The 15,335-nt window shown below is 51.0% G+C and carries 12 protein-coding genes and 1 tRNA gene; 6 read left to right on the forward strand and 7 right to left on the reverse strand.

What is annotated here, in order from left to right:
• Positions 1 to 317 precede the first annotated feature (317 nt).
• The gene (locus GmarT_RS22635) at positions 318 to 1,688 is read right to left on the reverse strand and encodes a tetratricopeptide repeat protein (protein ID WP_002646997.1); all 1,371 of its coding nucleotides are present in this window, start codon (positions 1,686 to 1,688) and stop codon (positions 318 to 320) included.
• A gap of 85 nt (positions 1,689 to 1,773) precedes the next feature.
• Positions 1,774 to 2,553, reverse strand: a complete 780-nt coding sequence (locus tag GmarT_RS22640; RefSeq protein ID WP_230682435.1) for a hypothetical protein — start codon at positions 2,551 to 2,553, stop codon at positions 1,774 to 1,776.
• A gap of 250 nt (positions 2,554 to 2,803) precedes the next feature.
• Between GmarT_RS22640 and GmarT_RS22645 the strand changes: the two genes are divergently transcribed.
• Both GmarT_RS22645 and GmarT_RS22650 read left to right on the forward strand, forming a co-directional pair.
• A tRNA-Gln gene (locus GmarT_RS22645) sits at positions 2,804 to 2,874 on the forward strand.
• 2,075 nt (positions 2,875 to 4,949) lie between these two features.
• A complete protein-coding gene (locus tag GmarT_RS22650) occupies positions 4,950 to 6,485 on the forward strand; it encodes an arylsulfatase (RefSeq protein WP_002646994.1) in 1,536 nt (511 codons plus the stop codon).
• A 96-nt stretch (positions 6,486 to 6,581) separates the two neighbouring features.
• On the opposite strand, the gene cysC is transcribed toward GmarT_RS22650, so the two are convergent.
• Positions 6,582 to 7,196 carry an adenylyl-sulfate kinase gene (gene cysC, locus GmarT_RS22655; RefSeq protein WP_002646993.1) on the reverse strand — a complete coding sequence of 205 codons (615 nt, stop codon included), beginning with the start codon at positions 7,194 to 7,196 and terminating at the stop codon, positions 6,582 to 6,584.
• Positions 7,197 to 7,655: 459 nt separating this feature from the next.
• Here cysC and hisG point away from each other — a divergent pair, with 459 nt between their 5' ends.
• Positions 7,656 to 8,534, forward strand: a complete 879-nt coding sequence (gene hisG / locus GmarT_RS22660; RefSeq protein ID WP_002646992.1) for an ATP phosphoribosyltransferase — start codon at positions 7,656 to 7,658, stop codon at positions 8,532 to 8,534.
• Positions 8,535 to 8,586: 52 nt separating this feature from the next.
• The gene (locus GmarT_RS22665) at positions 8,587 to 9,231 is read left to right on the forward strand and encodes an amino acid kinase family protein (RefSeq protein WP_052301256.1); all 645 of its coding nucleotides are present in this window, start codon (positions 8,587 to 8,589) and stop codon (positions 9,229 to 9,231) included.
• Here GmarT_RS22665 and GmarT_RS22670 read toward each other — a convergent pair.
• The 4 genes from GmarT_RS22670 to tadA form a co-directional block, all read right to left on the reverse strand.
• The gene (locus tag GmarT_RS22670; RefSeq protein WP_002646989.1) at positions 9,156 to 10,067 is read right to left on the reverse strand and encodes a phosphatidate cytidylyltransferase; all 912 of its coding nucleotides are present in this window, start codon (positions 10,065 to 10,067) and stop codon (positions 9,156 to 9,158) included. The two genes, GmarT_RS22665 and GmarT_RS22670, sit on opposite strands and share 76 nt — an antisense overlap.
• Positions 10,068 to 10,074: 7 nt before the next feature.
• Positions 10,075 to 10,827, reverse strand: a complete 753-nt coding sequence (gene uppS / locus GmarT_RS22675; protein WP_002646988.1) for an undecaprenyl pyrophosphate synthase — start codon at positions 10,825 to 10,827, stop codon at positions 10,075 to 10,077.
• 240 nt (positions 10,828 to 11,067) lie between these two features.
• Positions 11,068 to 11,259 carry a carbon storage regulator gene (locus GmarT_RS22680; RefSeq protein ID WP_002646987.1) on the reverse strand — a complete coding sequence of 64 codons (192 nt, stop codon included), beginning with the start codon at positions 11,257 to 11,259 and terminating at the stop codon, positions 11,068 to 11,070.
• Positions 11,260 to 11,577: 318 nt separating this feature from the next.
• A complete protein-coding gene (gene tadA / locus GmarT_RS22685; protein ID WP_002646985.1) occupies positions 11,578 to 12,093 on the reverse strand; it encodes a tRNA adenosine(34) deaminase TadA in 516 nt (171 codons plus the stop codon).
• A gap of 238 nt (positions 12,094 to 12,331) precedes the next feature.
• On the opposite strand from tadA, the gene GmarT_RS22690 reads away from it, so the two are divergent.
• Positions 12,332 to 13,747 (forward strand): right-handed parallel beta-helix repeat-containing protein, encoded by a 1,416-nt coding sequence (locus tag GmarT_RS22690; RefSeq protein ID WP_002646984.1) that lies wholly within the window; start codon positions 12,332 to 12,334, stop codon positions 13,745 to 13,747.
• Positions 13,748 to 13,949: 202 nt separating this feature from the next.
• Entirely contained in the window at positions 13,950 to 15,242 is a 1,293-nt protein-coding gene (locus GmarT_RS22695; RefSeq protein WP_002646983.1) for a Gfo/Idh/MocA family protein, read from the forward strand.
• The last annotated feature ends 93 nt before the right edge of the window (positions 15,243 to 15,335 follow it).

The raw sequence follows: 15,335 nt of genomic DNA on the forward strand, positions 1-15,335 counted from the left end.
GGAATAATCGCATTGTGAAGTTGAGACGAAATATGCTAATCGCAAGTACGGTTAGAAAACGCAGAGGGGAAGAACTCAAATCACGCCGTCCTTAACAAAGCGCAAGCACATATGATTCAAGGATTTATAGATTTTTTAAGCGAGCCCTTGAGAGGCAGGGCCGAGAGGATTCTGATTAAAAAATTAATCAATAATTTTAGGGCGAAAAACGTGGTTACCAGCGATCAACAAATGAAATTACGAACACCATCTCTGGTAGCGATTCACCGTTCGGCACAACTTAGTAAACTTAGGGACTTTACGATCGACAGTAAATTTCACTCAAACCAGATTGTGTCAGCCTCCCATCTTCCGTTGACGGGAAGCAGGGTTGTCAGAGTGCGACCGTTTTTCATTTTGATTTTTGCCTGCAGCGATCCGTCGATTTCCAGAATTTCGATGTCGTGGACAAGTTCATCTGGTTTGGCGGATTCAGCCTGTTCAGTAGCCTGTTTGAGTGATGCTTTTGTGATGAACTTTCTGACCCGTTCCGTAAAATAAGGCTTCATCGCCGCCACATCCCCGTCAAGGATATACTGCAATTGCTTCTCGATAATTTCTCTCGATTTCTGTTTGAGCTGATCTGCCAGTTCCTGTTTCTGAGTAGCCGTCAGTTTTGCAGTTTCAGGATGAGCCAAAATAAGTTGCGCTGACTTCAACCTGTTGATCCACTGCTCACGATCGGCTGATTTGAGCGGCTGCTTTCGAATGACATATGCCAGTCGGTGCATGTCACGGCTGCCGCGCACGACTCTGCTGATTTCATGTTGTGCGGGCGTTTTGTCACCTTTTGCGACCCGCCATTCATACAGGATATCATCCTCGCCATCCTCTATCACATTCCACTCTTCCAACTGGTAAGACTTTTCAACCAGGGACTTCATCCGGTTCATGAAATCCCTGGCTGATAACTGCTCGCCGAGTTTGAACAGTCGTTGCGTGGAGAACAGTTGCTGATAGTTCTGGACCGTTTCAGGGGGAATTACAAATTCGGTCAATGCATTCGTTGAATTCATCATGCGATACCCCTCTCGCCAGGGATCTCCCAGGTGAAATTTCATTGACTTCTCTGCGACCATATCTTTCGCCGATAATTTCCGTGTATCAATCACGGCGTACAGGCTGGCATTGCGAAAGTTGAGCCACATGAAACCATAAACCAACTGGGTTTCGTCCTTTTTCTCGCGCTGGCTGTCAGGTTTCCCGAGAAGTTTGAGCACTTCCACTTCGGGTGTCCCCACATTCAGAATTCCCTTGCGATCGAAAAAGCTCCAGAATTTGAGGAAGTCCTGAGCGGCCCGTTTGTTTTCGGCATCGAGCAGCACCGCTTTGCGGATCTCAATCCAACTCCTGCTGGCCTGGGAATCCTCCAGAAAGGCGACGCTCAGCAGGTAATGCAGCATGCTGTTTTCCGGCTGCAATTCTATTGATTTTTCGAATTCGGTAATCGCACTTTTCCAGTCTTTCTGCTTGAGCAATGCCTGCCCCTGCTGGGCATGGGCCAATGCTTGTTTTCGTTTTTCCAGCGTCTCGGCAGACGGAGTTTCCGGCTTGACATCTTGCGCCAGACAAACATCGGAATGCAGCAACAGGACAATCAAAATCGCCAGAGAAAGATTCAGACAGCGGGTAGACAGGTTCCATTTCATCGCGACGGGATCCCTTCAAGTACTTTGCAATTCTGGCGTTGAATCACTCTGGTTAAGACAACAGACAGAGCTGACTCTTCTGGACTTATTTCCGGTTTTGTTCTGACAGCAATTGTAACTCGAGCCGTCCGGTATGCCACATATAATTGGGGCCAAAACCGGCAGCCGGGCCCCAGTCATTCTCAACAGACTTTTTGAGATACAACCGAGCCTGATCATGATGACCGAGCAGCGATTCATTTAAGCCGATATAGAGATACGCATAAAAATAACGTTTGCTGCGTTCTTGCGCATCGATCTCCGCCGTCTCTATATTTTTCAAGACGGTTTCGGGCGTCGTCTGGCCCTGAAACATCCGATACAGATCGGGAAAGGGTTCCCGGTCATCTTTTTCATATTTGAGCAGGCCCTGTTGCGCCGCAGTGGCACCTTTGGCCTTGTATTGAGAAAAGAACCGCCAGATGCCATTCTCGCGATCAACGTTGTCAAATGAGTGATAATTTTCAAACTGTTTCGCGGCTTCCGTATACTGCTTTGCATAGTAACAGGCGATTCCCCGTCTCCAGTGAGAGGCGGAGATGGCGGGGTTCAATTCGACCATTTTGTTGTAATCGGCGACTGCTGCCTTGAAATCTCCGTTGAAGAAATGGGCATCACCGCGTCGGGAATAGAGGGTTGTCTCTGCGGGCTGCTGGCTGATTTGCTCCGTGAGTTGCTCGATCAGCTGGTTCAATTTGAGTTGTAACCGGGTTGTTTCCTGAGCCTTTTTCGGATCGACGGGTAGTTCCTCTGCCTGAATTGTTACCATAAAAGTAACCAGGCAGCCCCACAAACAGAGACCACTACGTAATTTCCAGTTTCGCATCAAAACTTCACTTCCCGGGAAAAGTCAACGCTGGCAGGCCGTTTCCGGTGAACCGGTCCTGTTTATATACTGTCATACTCGCAAACAGCTTGAAAGTGTGAAACAGACCGAAAAGAATAGAAAATTCTCTACCTGATCGACTTGGCGTACAGAAAAAATTCCCTATAATGGCCAGAGAAAGCTGCAAGTGATGCTATCCACTGAGCTTATCAACGAAATGGCAACGTCAATATTGCCGGGCACAAAGTCTTGCCTGATAGTGTAACGGTAGCACGAGTGACTCTGACTCACTTAGTCTAGGTTCGAATCCTAGTCGGGCAACTTGAAACGCCCTGAATCAGTTTTGGTTCAGGGCGTTTTTTTATGCCCCTAATGCAGACACATCGCAGTTTACACGAGTGTTACCCATGTGTCCGAACGTGCCGAGCAGGTATCGGAAGACCGGCCCTGTAATGGTACGCTTCAGCCGCGACCTCCTGCTCGCGGTGCTCGGCCCGGACTGCATCCGGGCTCACCCACTGTCTTGTTTTCGTGTCATTTCGTGTTTTTCGTGGTAGAAACATCCACTTCGATGGTTCCATCGGTTCCCATGACGGTGTGAAACGGGGGCGAACCTTGCCAGGCGGGCGGATATGTGGGGACTGTTCCTGCGGTTAAGAAGGTTGGTGACGTGCAACTTAATTGTACGATTTCACTGACAGTTTCCTGTTGTCTGCGACAACCCCGGATTACATCCGGGGCTACCCTTTCTTTCACATGAGCCGTACGGCGTTAGCCGCGGTTTCTGCAGATCGGGAGACAACCGGAGCTGACGCTCTGCGGCCAATGGGGAACGCTTTATGGTTTATTTTTATAGCCACCACCCACTTTTATTTTCGTGTGGTTTCGTGTTTTTCGTGGTAGAAAAATCTGATTGAGATGTTTCATGCTGTTCCCATTGTGTGTGATACCAGGGCGATACTCACCAGGCAGGCGGACACATGGGGCGCTGTATGATGAACAGGTGGGATACGTTGTTCTGAATTGTACGATTTCACTGACAGTTTCCTGTTGTCTGCGACAACCCCGGATTGCATCCGGGGCTACCCTTTCTTTCGCATGAGCCGTACGGCGTTAGCCGCGGTTACTGCAGATCGGGAGACAACCGGAGCTAACGCTCTGCGGCTAATGGGGAACGCTTTATGGTTTATTTTTATAGCCACTACCCATCTTTACTTTCGTGTGGTTTCGTGTCTTTTCGTGGTAGAAAAATCGATTTCGAGAGGTTCATCGGTTCTCGTTGTGGTGCGAACCGTGTCAGACGGACACGTGGGTTCCGTTCCTATGGCTGGGCAGGTTGGTGATCTGGAAACTGCTTGTACGATTTCACTGACAGTTTCCTGTTGTCTGCGACAACCCCGGATTGCATCCGGGGGCACCCTTTCTTTCACATGAGTCGTACAGCGTTAGCCGCGGTTTCTGTAGATCGGGAGACAACCGGAGCTAACGCTCTGCGGCTAATCTGGAATGTTCTACGGTGAATAGTAATGACACCTTTTAAACTTCCAGTGGTGCAGGATTTTCATCTGCGGGGGGTGGGAGCCGATCTTTATAATTTGTGGTGAATCACGTCAGGGAACCGTGAGCCACGATCTGGCTTGTGAGGCTGTGCCGAATGGATATAGGAATCCCGGTTCCGGGTGGTGCGTGGTAGCTGCGACCTCCTGCTCGCTGCGCTCGGCCCGAATTATATTCGGGCTTACCCCTGCATCAGGAGCGGGAACTGGTTTTTCGGGCAGCGTCAGGCAAGCGAGCTGTGCCACCGGCATGAGAGGACGTTGAGTTATGTTCGTTGTTGTAGTGTTCAATCTGCTTTTCTATCCGGGGTGTCTGGTGACTGTGATACCGTTGCATGGTGAACTATTTTCTATAGAGGCGCGGGAGTGTCAAGGGGGGATGAACCGAATCGGGTGGCGATCTGCGTTGATACAGGGACGATGCTGGTGTGAGCAGTGGCGGTTCCGGGGTGAAAGGCTGCGAAGTGCGGCGACCCGCAGGCATACATTCGGAACAGGTGCTGTTCTGCGAACTGCTTATCTGGAAAAAACCGGCTGTTTTATAGTGATGACTGCGAACAAGTGGCCCGTGTTTCAGTGCTCTGTAAACTGGGCACGCGCGCGACCCAAAACAACGCTTATCGCTGTTGGCGTGGCGGGGTCAAGTCGAAAATGATCAGGGGGTCGGCAGAACTTCTTGCATCAATCGATGCGGGCAACATCAGTTTCAGGCTGCTTTGCGTGGCAGCTGTTCACTTAAAGCCAGCAGATAATTGACAATCCCTGTTTGATCGCTGATGATAAACCATACAATATCGTTTCAATCTTCTCACCTGGTTCCTGTAGTGAAGAGTTTCATCCATGCATCGATTTCTGTTCGCGCTCAGTCTTGTTCTTCTCTCGTACCTCTGTCATAGCCATGATGTGCAGGCCGCAGACCAGCGGCCCAACATTCTGTGGATCATTGCGGAAGACATGGGGCCCGAGCTGGGCTGTTATGGAACGCCGGAAGTCAAAACGCCGACACTGGATCAGCTGGCTGAAAAAGGCATGCTGTTTCAGAACGCATTCACGGTAACCCCAGTCTGTTCGACCAGTCGCTCCTCATTCATGACGGGCATGTATGCGATGGCCATTGATGCGCAGAACCATCGTTCGCACCGTGAAGGCACCAACCCGCTGCCTGATGGCGTGCGGGTCATCACCGACTGGTTCCGTCCCGCCGGCTATACGACGGCGAACATTAAAAATCTGACAGACGATAAAAAACTGGCAAAGTTCTATAAAGGAACCGGTAAGACCGACTGGAATTTCACCTATCCCAAAGGCAAACAGCCGTTTGACCTCAAGGACTGGAACGAACTGAAACAGCATCAGCCATTCTATGCCCAGATCAATTTTTCAGAAACCCATCGAGGCGGAGCCTGGAATACGTCTCACGAACACATCGGCTACCAGGCGGACCCTGCCAAAGTTGAGATCCCTTCTTACTATCCCGATCACCCCGTCACCCGCGGCGTCTGGTCACAGTATCTGAATGCGGTGATGGCTGTCGATAAGAAGGTTGCTTTCATTCTGGATTTACTGAAGCGGGACAAGCTCGACAAGAATACGATTGTGGTTTTTCTGGGCGATCATGGCCGGGCAATGCCCCGCGGCAAACAGTGGCCTTACGACAGTGGTCTGCATATTCCGCTGATCATTTACTGGCCCGAAGGCAACGCGAACCTGCCTGCACCTGCACAGTATCAGCGGGGTCAAAAAAGTGAGCAGCTGATTTCTTCCATCGATCTGAGTGCCACCTCTTTAGCAGTCGCCGGCATCTCCAAACCTGAAAAAATGCAGGGACAGGTCTTTCTGGGCGCACAGGCAGAGCCCCCCCGCGAGTATCTGTTTGGCGGACGGGATCGAGGCGATGAAACGGTGTTCCATATTCGCACGGTACGGGACAAGCAATATCGCTACCTGCGAAACAAGTACCCCGAGCGCCCGTTCCTGCAGATCAATCGCTACAAGGAAAAGTCCTACCCGATAATTGGACTTTTAAGAGATCTGCACAGCAGAGGAGCACTGACCGGGCCGTCTCTCAAACTGATGGCGGACAGTCGACCGGAAGAAGAGCTGTATGATTTAAAACAGGATCCCTGGGAGACCAGCAACCTGGCCGATTCCCCTGACTACCAGAAAGTCAAGCAGCGACTGGCGTCTGCTTTGAATACCTGGATGGAGGAAATCGATGACCAAGGACGCATCCCGGAAGATCCTTCCATTCCCCAATACTGGGACGAACGGGCGATTCGCGTGTATTCGGACAATCTCAAGAACCGTCCGCAAGACTGGTTCCTGCGAGACGCGGCTCTGGGTCCTTATAAAGTTGAAAGTAAGAAAGACGAGTAAGAATAGGACTCGTCTCATGTGCATAGAAAAAACCTCAACCGGCATGATACGCTGGCTGAGGTTTTTGTTTTTCAAGCATCTGACTGCAAACGCGACTTACGCGTAGGTCAGATATCCGTTTGCTTCGAGGTAAGCGACGACTTCGTCAGCGAGTTCGTCGATGCCTTTGGCGTCGGAATCCAGAACCAGTTCTGGTTTTTCTGGTGCTTCGTAAGGAGCATCGATTCCGGTGAACCCTTTGATTTCGCCAGCGCGGGCTTTTTTGTAGAGTCCTTTTGGATCGCGTTCTTCGCAGGTTTCCAGAGAGGCTTTCACCAAAACTTCGATGAACTCGCCTTCACCCATGATTTCCCGAACCTGATCGCGGTCTTCGAGATAAGGGGAAATGAAAGCGGTCATCACGAGAATGCCGGCGTCAGTATACAGTTTGGAAACTTCACCGATGCGGCGGATGTTCTCGGTACGGTCTTCAGGTGAGAAGCCGAGGTTCTTGTTCAAACCCATGCGAATGTTATCGCCATCGAGAACAAACGTATGCTTGCCCATTTCGAAGAGTTTGTGATCGACGGTGTTGGCGATCGTACTTTTGCCGGATCCACTGAGACCGGTAAACCACAGGACAGCGCCTTTGTGTCCATTTTGTTTGCAGCGTTCTTCTTTAGTTACACGGTGATCATGCCAGGTCACGTTAGTGGCTTTTTGCTCGGCCATCGAGGAATTTCTCCTTGCTCATTAAAAAATATCTGTGGAAACGAAATCTATCTTTAAGCCGGAACAGAGGCCGATTCATACGTCTCTGTGGCTGTTCGGATTCAAATCTCCGTAGGGATACCGGGGCGTTCCAGGGAATGCACACGGGTTCCAGCAATGAAAATCGGGCTGGAATCGGGTATCCTGAATGCGTATTTGCACGATCCTAGAGAAACTGCACTCTTGATGGAAGCCCACTGATTGGGATTTTCTATGAACATTCTCGTTCCGGGCTACTGGAACTGCGGTTTTTTAGCTGTTAGAGTACGCGCAAGGGATAATTTGCGGGTGAGAATTCTCTTACCGTCTGGTGAGAATCTGCCTGCGATTTCATTCCCGACTGGTGATGGATCATAAACTTAAACTGTTAATATCATACACATTACGCATTAAACCATCAAATTCAGAAACACAGGAACCATGTCCGACAAGGTCTTAAAACTCGGTATTCCCGCGGGAAGCTTACAGGAATCGACGGCTGAACTCTTCAAACGAGCCGGTTACGTCATCAAATTTTCATCCCGTTCGTACTACCCGACAATCGATGATGACGAAATCGAGTGCCTGCTGATCCGGGCACAGGAGATGGCCCGTTATGTCGATCAGGGAATCCTGGATGCTGGGATTACCGGTTACGACTGGATCCTGGAAACCAACGCCGACGTGCAGGAAATCTGTGAACTGCAGTTCTCCAAAGTCAGTCGCCGCCCGGTCCGCTGGGTACTTTGTGTGCCGGAAGATTCACCAATCCAGTCGGTCAAAGACCTCGAGGGTAAACGCATTGCCACCGAGGTGGTTGGCATGACGGAACGCTATCTGGAAAAGCATGGCGTGAAAGCCAGTGTGGAATTTTCCTGGGGCGCGACCGAAGTCAAACCTCCCAAGCTGGCCGACGCGATTGTCGAAGTCACCGAAACCGGTTCTTCACTGCGGGCCAATAACCTGCGGATTGTAGAAGAACTGATGCAGAGCACAACCCGGTTCATCGCCAACAAACAGGCGTATGAAGATCCCTGGAAACGCGAAAAGCTGGAAAACATCGCGATGATGCTGGAATCCTGTCTGGCAGCGGAAGGCAAAGTCTGCGTAATGATGAACGTGGTCCGCACCGATCTGGAGAAAGTGCTCAACCTGCTGCCGGCCTTGCAGAAGCCGACCGTTTCTTCCCTCTCCGATCCGGACTGGGTCGCTATCAGCACAATCATGGAAGAATCAGTCGTCCGTACGATCGTCCCCAAACTGAAAGCAGCGGGCGCGTGTGGCATCGTGGAATATCAGATTTCCAAAATCATCGACTGATAACCGCGCGTAAAGCGAGTACCTGGCCCCTTGCTTCGCTGGATTGTATTGAATGAAGATTTGTGTCTTAAAACTCGGAGGCAGCCTGTTGGATCTCCCCGATCTGAAAGACAGGCTCTCTGAGTTTCTGGCACAGCTACAGGATCGCAGACCGCTGCTGATCTGTGGTGGTGGCAGCGCCGCCGATCTGGTACGTCACTGGGATGAAATTCACCAACTGGATGCTACCACCGCACATTGGCTGGCGATTGCTGCGATGAAGTTGAATGAACGACTGTTGTGCCAGCTAATACCGGACGCGTGCCTGGTTTCAAATCAGAATGCGGCACAACAAGCCTGGGAGCAGCATCAGATTCCCGTTCTCTGCGCAGAACATTACCTGCAAGCAACGACCTCAGCGAACTTCGCCCCCTTGCCTGCTTCCTGGGATATAACCAGCGATTCCATCGCGGCGTGGGTGACGTTAACCTGGCCCGCGGATGAGTTGATCCTGCTGAAGTCGAAGGATCTACCCGCTGATTCTACAGTCGAGACACTGGCTGCCGAGGGAGTCGTAGATGCTTACCTGCCTGTGATTGCAGATCAGCTCCCCGTTTTGCGCTGGTGCAATTTGCGAACAGATCAGTTGCCGGTCGCGGCAACTACCGTAATCAGAGGCAGTAGCTTCCAGAGTACAAACGCAACAGGACCGGCATAAAGCGGACTGTCCAATAGATCGAGCAGACCACCAAAACCGGGGAGGAGTTCTGCGGAATCTTTTTTTCCGACGTCCCGTTTGATGAGCGATTCGCATAGATCACCTACGAGTCCGACCAGTCCAATGATGGCGCCAAACAGAATCGTCCACAACCAGCTGCTGCCAGACCAGAGCGGATTAAACAAAGCAGGCGTGAATTGAAACCAGAGCAGTGATCCCAGTGCCGCGCCAAAGATCGCCCCGAAGCCCCCCACCCAGGTTTTTCCCGGACTGAGTCGTGGGACCAGTTTTTTCTTCCCCCATAATCGGCCAAAAGTGTAGCCGCCAATGTCTCCCATTTTTGCGCTAATGATCAGGGAACCTAAAGCCAGGTAACCGGTCTCGGGTCCCGCCACCCAGCGCAGTTCGGCCAGTATCGCCAGTAGAAATCCCAGGTAGGATACAGAGAGAATCTCTGCACCGATGTTTTCCATACTCTGTCCCGGCTCCTGAAATCGGATTGCACCTTTCAGGAAGATGAGCAGAATTGAAATCGAAAAGCCAACTGACATCAGCGCCAGCGAGCTCTCTTGTGCGCTGCCCGCATCGGAATCACTGAAATAAGGCAACCAGGCCAGCGAGCAAATCAATAATGAAAGCAGACTGACGATTGCGTATCCGGGTTTCAGATTTCGTACGGTCAGCAGTTGAGTCAGTTCCCAGCAGCCGCGAAAAATAATCAGGCAACACAAACCATACAGATACGGAGCAGTAGTTCCCGCGCGCTGATCCAGATAAAACAGACCGAACAGGAGAGGAATCAGGATCACTGAAACGAGTAACCGCCAGCCCAGCATGCTGCGTTTATCCTTTCAAACCACCGAAGCGGCGGTCACGGGCGGCAAAGTCACGCAGTGCCTGCCAGTAATCGGCGACTTTGAAGTCAGGCCAGTAAGTTTCGGTCACCCATAACTCGGCATAACTGATCTGCCACAACAGAAAGTTGCTGACACGCATTTCGCCCGCAGTACGAATCACGAGATCAGGGTCGGGCATGCCAGAGGTATAAAGGTGTGCGGAGATCACTTCTTCATTGATCGCTTCCGGTTTCAGGTTTCCCTGTTCGACATCGGCCACGATTGATTTGACGGCGTCTACAATTTCGGAACGGCTGCCATAGTTCAACGCCAGACAAAGCTGCATCCCGGTATTATCCTGGCTCTCTCGAATCGTTTTATCGACTTCGATCAACACATCGCGGGGAAGATCATCACGACGCCCGATGGTCGTGAAGCGGATATTCTGCCGCATAATCTCTTCACGTTCACCGATGACGAACTTTTTCAAGAGCTGCATCAGCAGATTCAGTTCGAGCGCGGGACGTTTCCAGTTCTCGCTGCTGAGGCAATACAGCGTGAGTTGTTCGATTTCCAGGCGCGTGGATTCTTCCACAACGGTGCGCACACTGTTTACGCCCTGGCGATGTCCCTCAATGCGGGGAAATCCCCGACGAGAAGCCCAGCGGCCATTGCCATCCATAATAATCGCGATGTGACGTGGCAGTTGCTGAGACTCCAGCCCCAGCGACTCCCCATCCTGTTCCGATATGGCGGGCACAATTAGCCTCACAGTGATTGCTAGATAAATGGACTGACGTTTCCACCTGCTGGCAGCTGACTTCACAACCAGCGTGGACAGATTCAAATTCTGCCATGCCTATTGTGAGAAATTTCGGCTCAAACGCCAAGGCTGCGCGGCTGGAAAGCACAGCTTCTTAAGAGAAAGAATGCGAACCTGATATTCAGGATAAACGCTCCAGAGAAAGCTCTGGTCAGAAAGTCTCTTGAAGAGAGTGGCTTAGCCACCGATTTCCAGGGACTCTAATTCTTCAGAGTGATCGAGGTACACCGTTTCCTCCCAATAGGCAGGTTCCGCTCCCGGTGTCTCAATGGACAGTTTGACGCGATCCTCACATACTTCAAGTACTTTAACAACGGTATGTTCCCCAATGAGGATACTCTCATTCGCACCACGAGAGATAATATGCATTCGCTCGCCTCAAAGATATTTCAGAATTGAATCTGTGAATTGTGAATAGTTATTGTGAAGGACATTCTGACGAACTCGAATCAGAAGGACAAGCTGAAAGTTATCAAAAAATGAAACGATTTTTAATGAGGTTTCTTTTCTCTGAATCTCACTTGACAAAATCCATTTCATCGTATCTGACAAATGAGTTACGCTTTTATTTTACTTTCAGAGGACGAGTGAGACTCAATCCTGTTTGATTATCTGTGTATCATTCTGTCGCAGAAAACTTGTTTTCAATTTGTGATGAACTTCATGAAACCATCACGAACCAGACGCTCATTTTTTTCCTTCTGCGCGTTTACGGCGAAAGAATTCCTGAAGTATGCCGCGGCACTCTTCCTGCATCACACCACTGATCACCGTGCTCTGATGATTCAATCGTGCATCGCTGGTAATCTGAAACAGGGAGTGGCAGGCGCCTGCTTTTTCATCGCGGGTTCCATAAATCACCAGCGGCAGGCGTGACTGAACAATCGCCCCTGCACACATGGGACAGGGTTCCAGGGTCACGTACAGCACACAGTCTGACAGACGCCAGCTTCCCAGTGATTCGGCAGCCTGCGTAATGGCAATCATTTCCGCATGCGCCGTGGGATCACTCAACATTTCGCGCTGATTATGTGCGGCAGCGATGATCCGATCCTGGTACACAATGACGGCACCGACGGGGACTTCATCTTCTTCAAAAGCAGCGCGGGCTTCATCGTAGGCATAACGCATCCAGCGCGTATGCAACTGCAACAGGTCACGGTCGCCGGGCGAAATTTCAGAGTCATCAGGTCGATCAATCATCACGCTACATTTCTACCAGAAAAAGGAAGGACATCTCTGCACAACATAATCCAGAACCGAAAGGAAATAAAGTCGCTGTTGCCTCGTTCCCGCTGAAACCTGCAAACCCGCTCTTTCTCTTTTGAATTCTTTCCACGAATAATAACGAACCATTTGTGATTCAACGGTTCACTTGCTTAGAATATCAAAACAACAATAACTTCTCAGTCCCCCCTGCTCTGCAACAAGGCGATGACACATGCGTGGAATTCTGATTTGTATTTCAACCCTGCTTGTTCTGGGTTATCTGATTTACTTTGCTGAGAACAGTAAATCACAAACGAGCCCTGTGTCTGTCGAACCATCCAAAATAACGACAGTCAAATCGTTTGGCGCAACCGGAGATGGCAAAACCGATGACTCAGCCGCACTCCAGCGGGCCATCAATTCCAAGATCGGACAGATCACGTTTCCCAAAGGAATCTACCGGATCACTAAAACGATTAACATTGATCTGGATCAACTGGGACCAACTTCACTCAGTTCGGATGGCACCGCCACGATCATTATGGCTGGCGCGGGCCCCGCATTTCGTTTCATCGGCACACATGAGGGGACTGCCAGCCCCCACACCGTCAAGGAAAACGTCTGGCTCAATCAGCGTTCCCCGATGGTGGATGGCCTGGAGATTGTCGGCGATCATCCGGAGGCCTGCGGAATCGAAGCGACGGGCACAATGCAGATCACGCTCACGCGACTGACTATCCGTCGTACTCTGCATGCGATTCATTTTGTAAAGCGCAACCGGAATGTGATTGTTTCCAACTGTCATATTTATGAAAACCGGGGTGTCGGCGTCTATTATGATCACGTCAATATTCATCAGTCGAATGTCGTGGGATGCCACATCTCCTATAACGCGGGTGGCGGAGTGGTTGTTAATAAGGGAGATATTCGCAATCTTCAGATTGGCACCTGTGATATCGAGGGGAACATGGGAGACAAAGATTCCAAACCGACGGCGAATGTGCTGATCGATTCCGAAGGTGCGATGGTGGGCGAGATTGCCATCGTGGGTTGCACGATTCAACACGATCACTTCGCCCCGGGCTCTGCCAATATTCGCATTAATGAGAACGCATATATCCGGCCGCATTCCACCGAACACCGTGATGGTAACATTACGATCGCCGATAACGTGCTCTCCGACGTGCAGACCAATATTGAAATCACCAGCGCCCGTGGTGTCACAGTCACTGGAAATACGATGTGGAAAGGTTACACCCACAACATCCGCATCCATGATTGCCATAATATTCTGATCGCGAATAATGTACTCGATCGCAGCCCCCGCTATCATTATGCCGATGGGGCGACGGCCCAGGTAGGTATGCTGTTGACCGACTGCGATGGTATCTCTTTAAACGGTAACCTGATTAATGGCACGGGTGATGAAACACCGGCGCTGGAAATTCGTGATTCCCGGCGGATGAATATCACCGCTTGTACGATTCTCGATTATTCCACGATTGGACTCTTGTTGAAAAACGTGTCCGACAGCCGCGTTTCCGATTGCCTGATTCGCACCGATTTGTCGGACAGTGAGGACGCTCAAGCCGTCCAGATCATCGGCGGCAAGGATAATCAAATCGTGAACAACCTTTATAAAAAGTAATCCCGAAAATAGAATCCCGAGTTCACTAGCCGCGCCCCCCTCGTCGCATCAAAATCGGTTGTTCTGTCCGATCTGAATCTGTTTGACTCAGGTCCGGGTGCTGCTATGATAAGTGCCCCGTGAAAGTACTATCAGGCGAGATTTCTACGGGAACTTCACCAGTCATCCATATTATTTATTTCGTCGCTCGAGGAGTCTGTTTATGTCCAATCTGTCACGCCGCAACTTTCTGAAAAAATCTGTCTATGGCGGGCTGTTCATGGGGCTGAGTGCCAAAAGCTATCGCTCCACTTTTGCTGCAGTCCCTCCCAGCGAACGCGTGCGGGTCGGTATGATTGGCGTTGGCAACCAGGGTGGTCCGCGGAATAACATGAAGTATTTCCTGAATAATATTGAAGCACTTTGTGATCTCGATCAGAACTACCTCGCAGAAGCAGACACCTTCCTGAAGAAAAATGCCAACAAGTCGGCAATGTTGACCGACGACTATCGCAGACTGCTCGATTCCAAAGACCTCGATGCCGTCGTTGTCACTGTTCCCGATCAGTGGCACGCCAAGATGACCGTCGAAGCCTGCCGTGCCGGCAAAGATGTCTATTGTGAAAAACCACTGACACTCGTCGTGGATGAAGGCCCCCTCATGATTGATGAGGCACGGAAACACAAGCGGGTCGTCCAGACAGGCACCATGCAGCGTAGTGGAAAGGAATTCATCCTGGCAACGCAACTGGTGCAGTCCGGTCTGCTCGGCAAGATCCATACCGTGAACGTGACACTGCCCGGCCCCAACTGGATCGCACGCGCCGGCAAACCAGTTCCCGACAGTGCCCCTCCGCAGGGCTTTGATTTTGACCGCTGGCTGGGACCGGCACCAGAGCGTCCCTACAACAAAAACCGGGTGCACTACCTGTTCCGTTTCTTCTGGGATTACAGTGGCGGTCAGCAGACCAACTTTGGTGCCCACCATTTGGACATCGCCCAATGGGGACTCGGCATGGACGAAAGTGGCCCCGTCAGTGCGGAAGGCTCGGCGACCTTTAATCCCGATGGCTGGTACGAAACACCCGACTCCACCAACATCAAATACACGTATGACAACGGCGTTGTTCTCAATTGCCGACAGGTACCCGGCACTCCCAGTAAAAAACAGGGAACCGAGTTCGTCGGCGACAAGGGGAGCCTGTTTGTCTATCGCGGCGGCATCATCGCGAATCCACCTGAGCTGTTGAAAGAAGTCGACGTACCAAAGATTGTCAACCGGGATGCGAACATCGCGCACGTCGACAATTTCATTGAGTGTATCAAGACCCGCCAGAAACCAGCCGCCGACATCAGCATCGGACATCGTTCCGCCACGGTTTGCCACCTCGGTAACATCGCCGTGCGGACCGGTAAAAAGATCCAGTGGGATCCGCAACAGGAAACCATCGTAGGCGATGCAGACGCCGCGAAATGGCTCTCGAAGGAATACCGCAAGCCTTACGAACTGGCGTAGGTTCTACGCTCACGTTAGAAAATGAAGTGAAGACATGGGGTGGCACCGTTGGCTCGTCCAACGGTGATCGCTCTATCACTTCATTTCCTCAGA

The organism is Gimesia maris (genome assembly GCF_008298035.1).
GTDB lineage: Bacteria > Planctomycetota > Planctomycetia > Planctomycetales > Planctomycetaceae > Gimesia > Gimesia maris.

What these genes read in the sequence shown, in the direction of transcription:
- GmarT_RS22635 (WP_002646997.1), bottom strand. Translation starts at nt 1,688, where the DNA reads ATGAAATGGAACCTGTCTACCCGCTGTCTGAATCTTTCTCTGGCGATT.
- GmarT_RS22640 (WP_230682435.1), bottom strand. Translation starts at nt 2,553, where the DNA reads ATGCGAAACTGGAAATTACGTAGTGGTCTCTGTTTGTGGGGCTGCCTG.
- GmarT_RS22650 (WP_002646994.1), top strand. Translation starts at nt 4,950, where the DNA reads ATGCATCGATTTCTGTTCGCGCTCAGTCTTGTTCTTCTCTCGTACCTC.
- cysC (WP_002646993.1), bottom strand. Translation starts at nt 7,196, where the DNA reads ATGGCCGAGCAAAAAGCCACTAACGTGACCTGGCATGATCACCGTGTA.
- hisG (WP_002646992.1), top strand. Translation starts at nt 7,656, where the DNA reads ATGTCCGACAAGGTCTTAAAACTCGGTATTCCCGCGGGAAGCTTACAG.
- GmarT_RS22665 (WP_052301256.1), top strand. Translation starts at nt 8,587, where the DNA reads ATGAAGATTTGTGTCTTAAAACTCGGAGGCAGCCTGTTGGATCTCCCC.
- GmarT_RS22670 (WP_002646989.1), bottom strand. Translation starts at nt 10,067, where the DNA reads ATGCTGGGCTGGCGGTTACTCGTTTCAGTGATCCTGATTCCTCTCCTG.
- GmarT_RS22680 (WP_002646987.1), bottom strand. Translation starts at nt 11,259, where the DNA reads ATGCATATTATCTCTCGTGGTGCGAATGAGAGTATCCTCATTGGGGAA.
- tadA (WP_002646985.1), bottom strand. Translation starts at nt 12,093, where the DNA reads ATGATTGATCGACCTGATGACTCTGAAATTTCGCCCGGCGACCGTGAC.
- GmarT_RS22690 (WP_002646984.1), top strand. Translation starts at nt 12,332, where the DNA reads ATGCGTGGAATTCTGATTTGTATTTCAACCCTGCTTGTTCTGGGTTAT.
- GmarT_RS22695 (WP_002646983.1), top strand. Translation starts at nt 13,950, where the DNA reads ATGTCCAATCTGTCACGCCGCAACTTTCTGAAAAAATCTGTCTATGGC.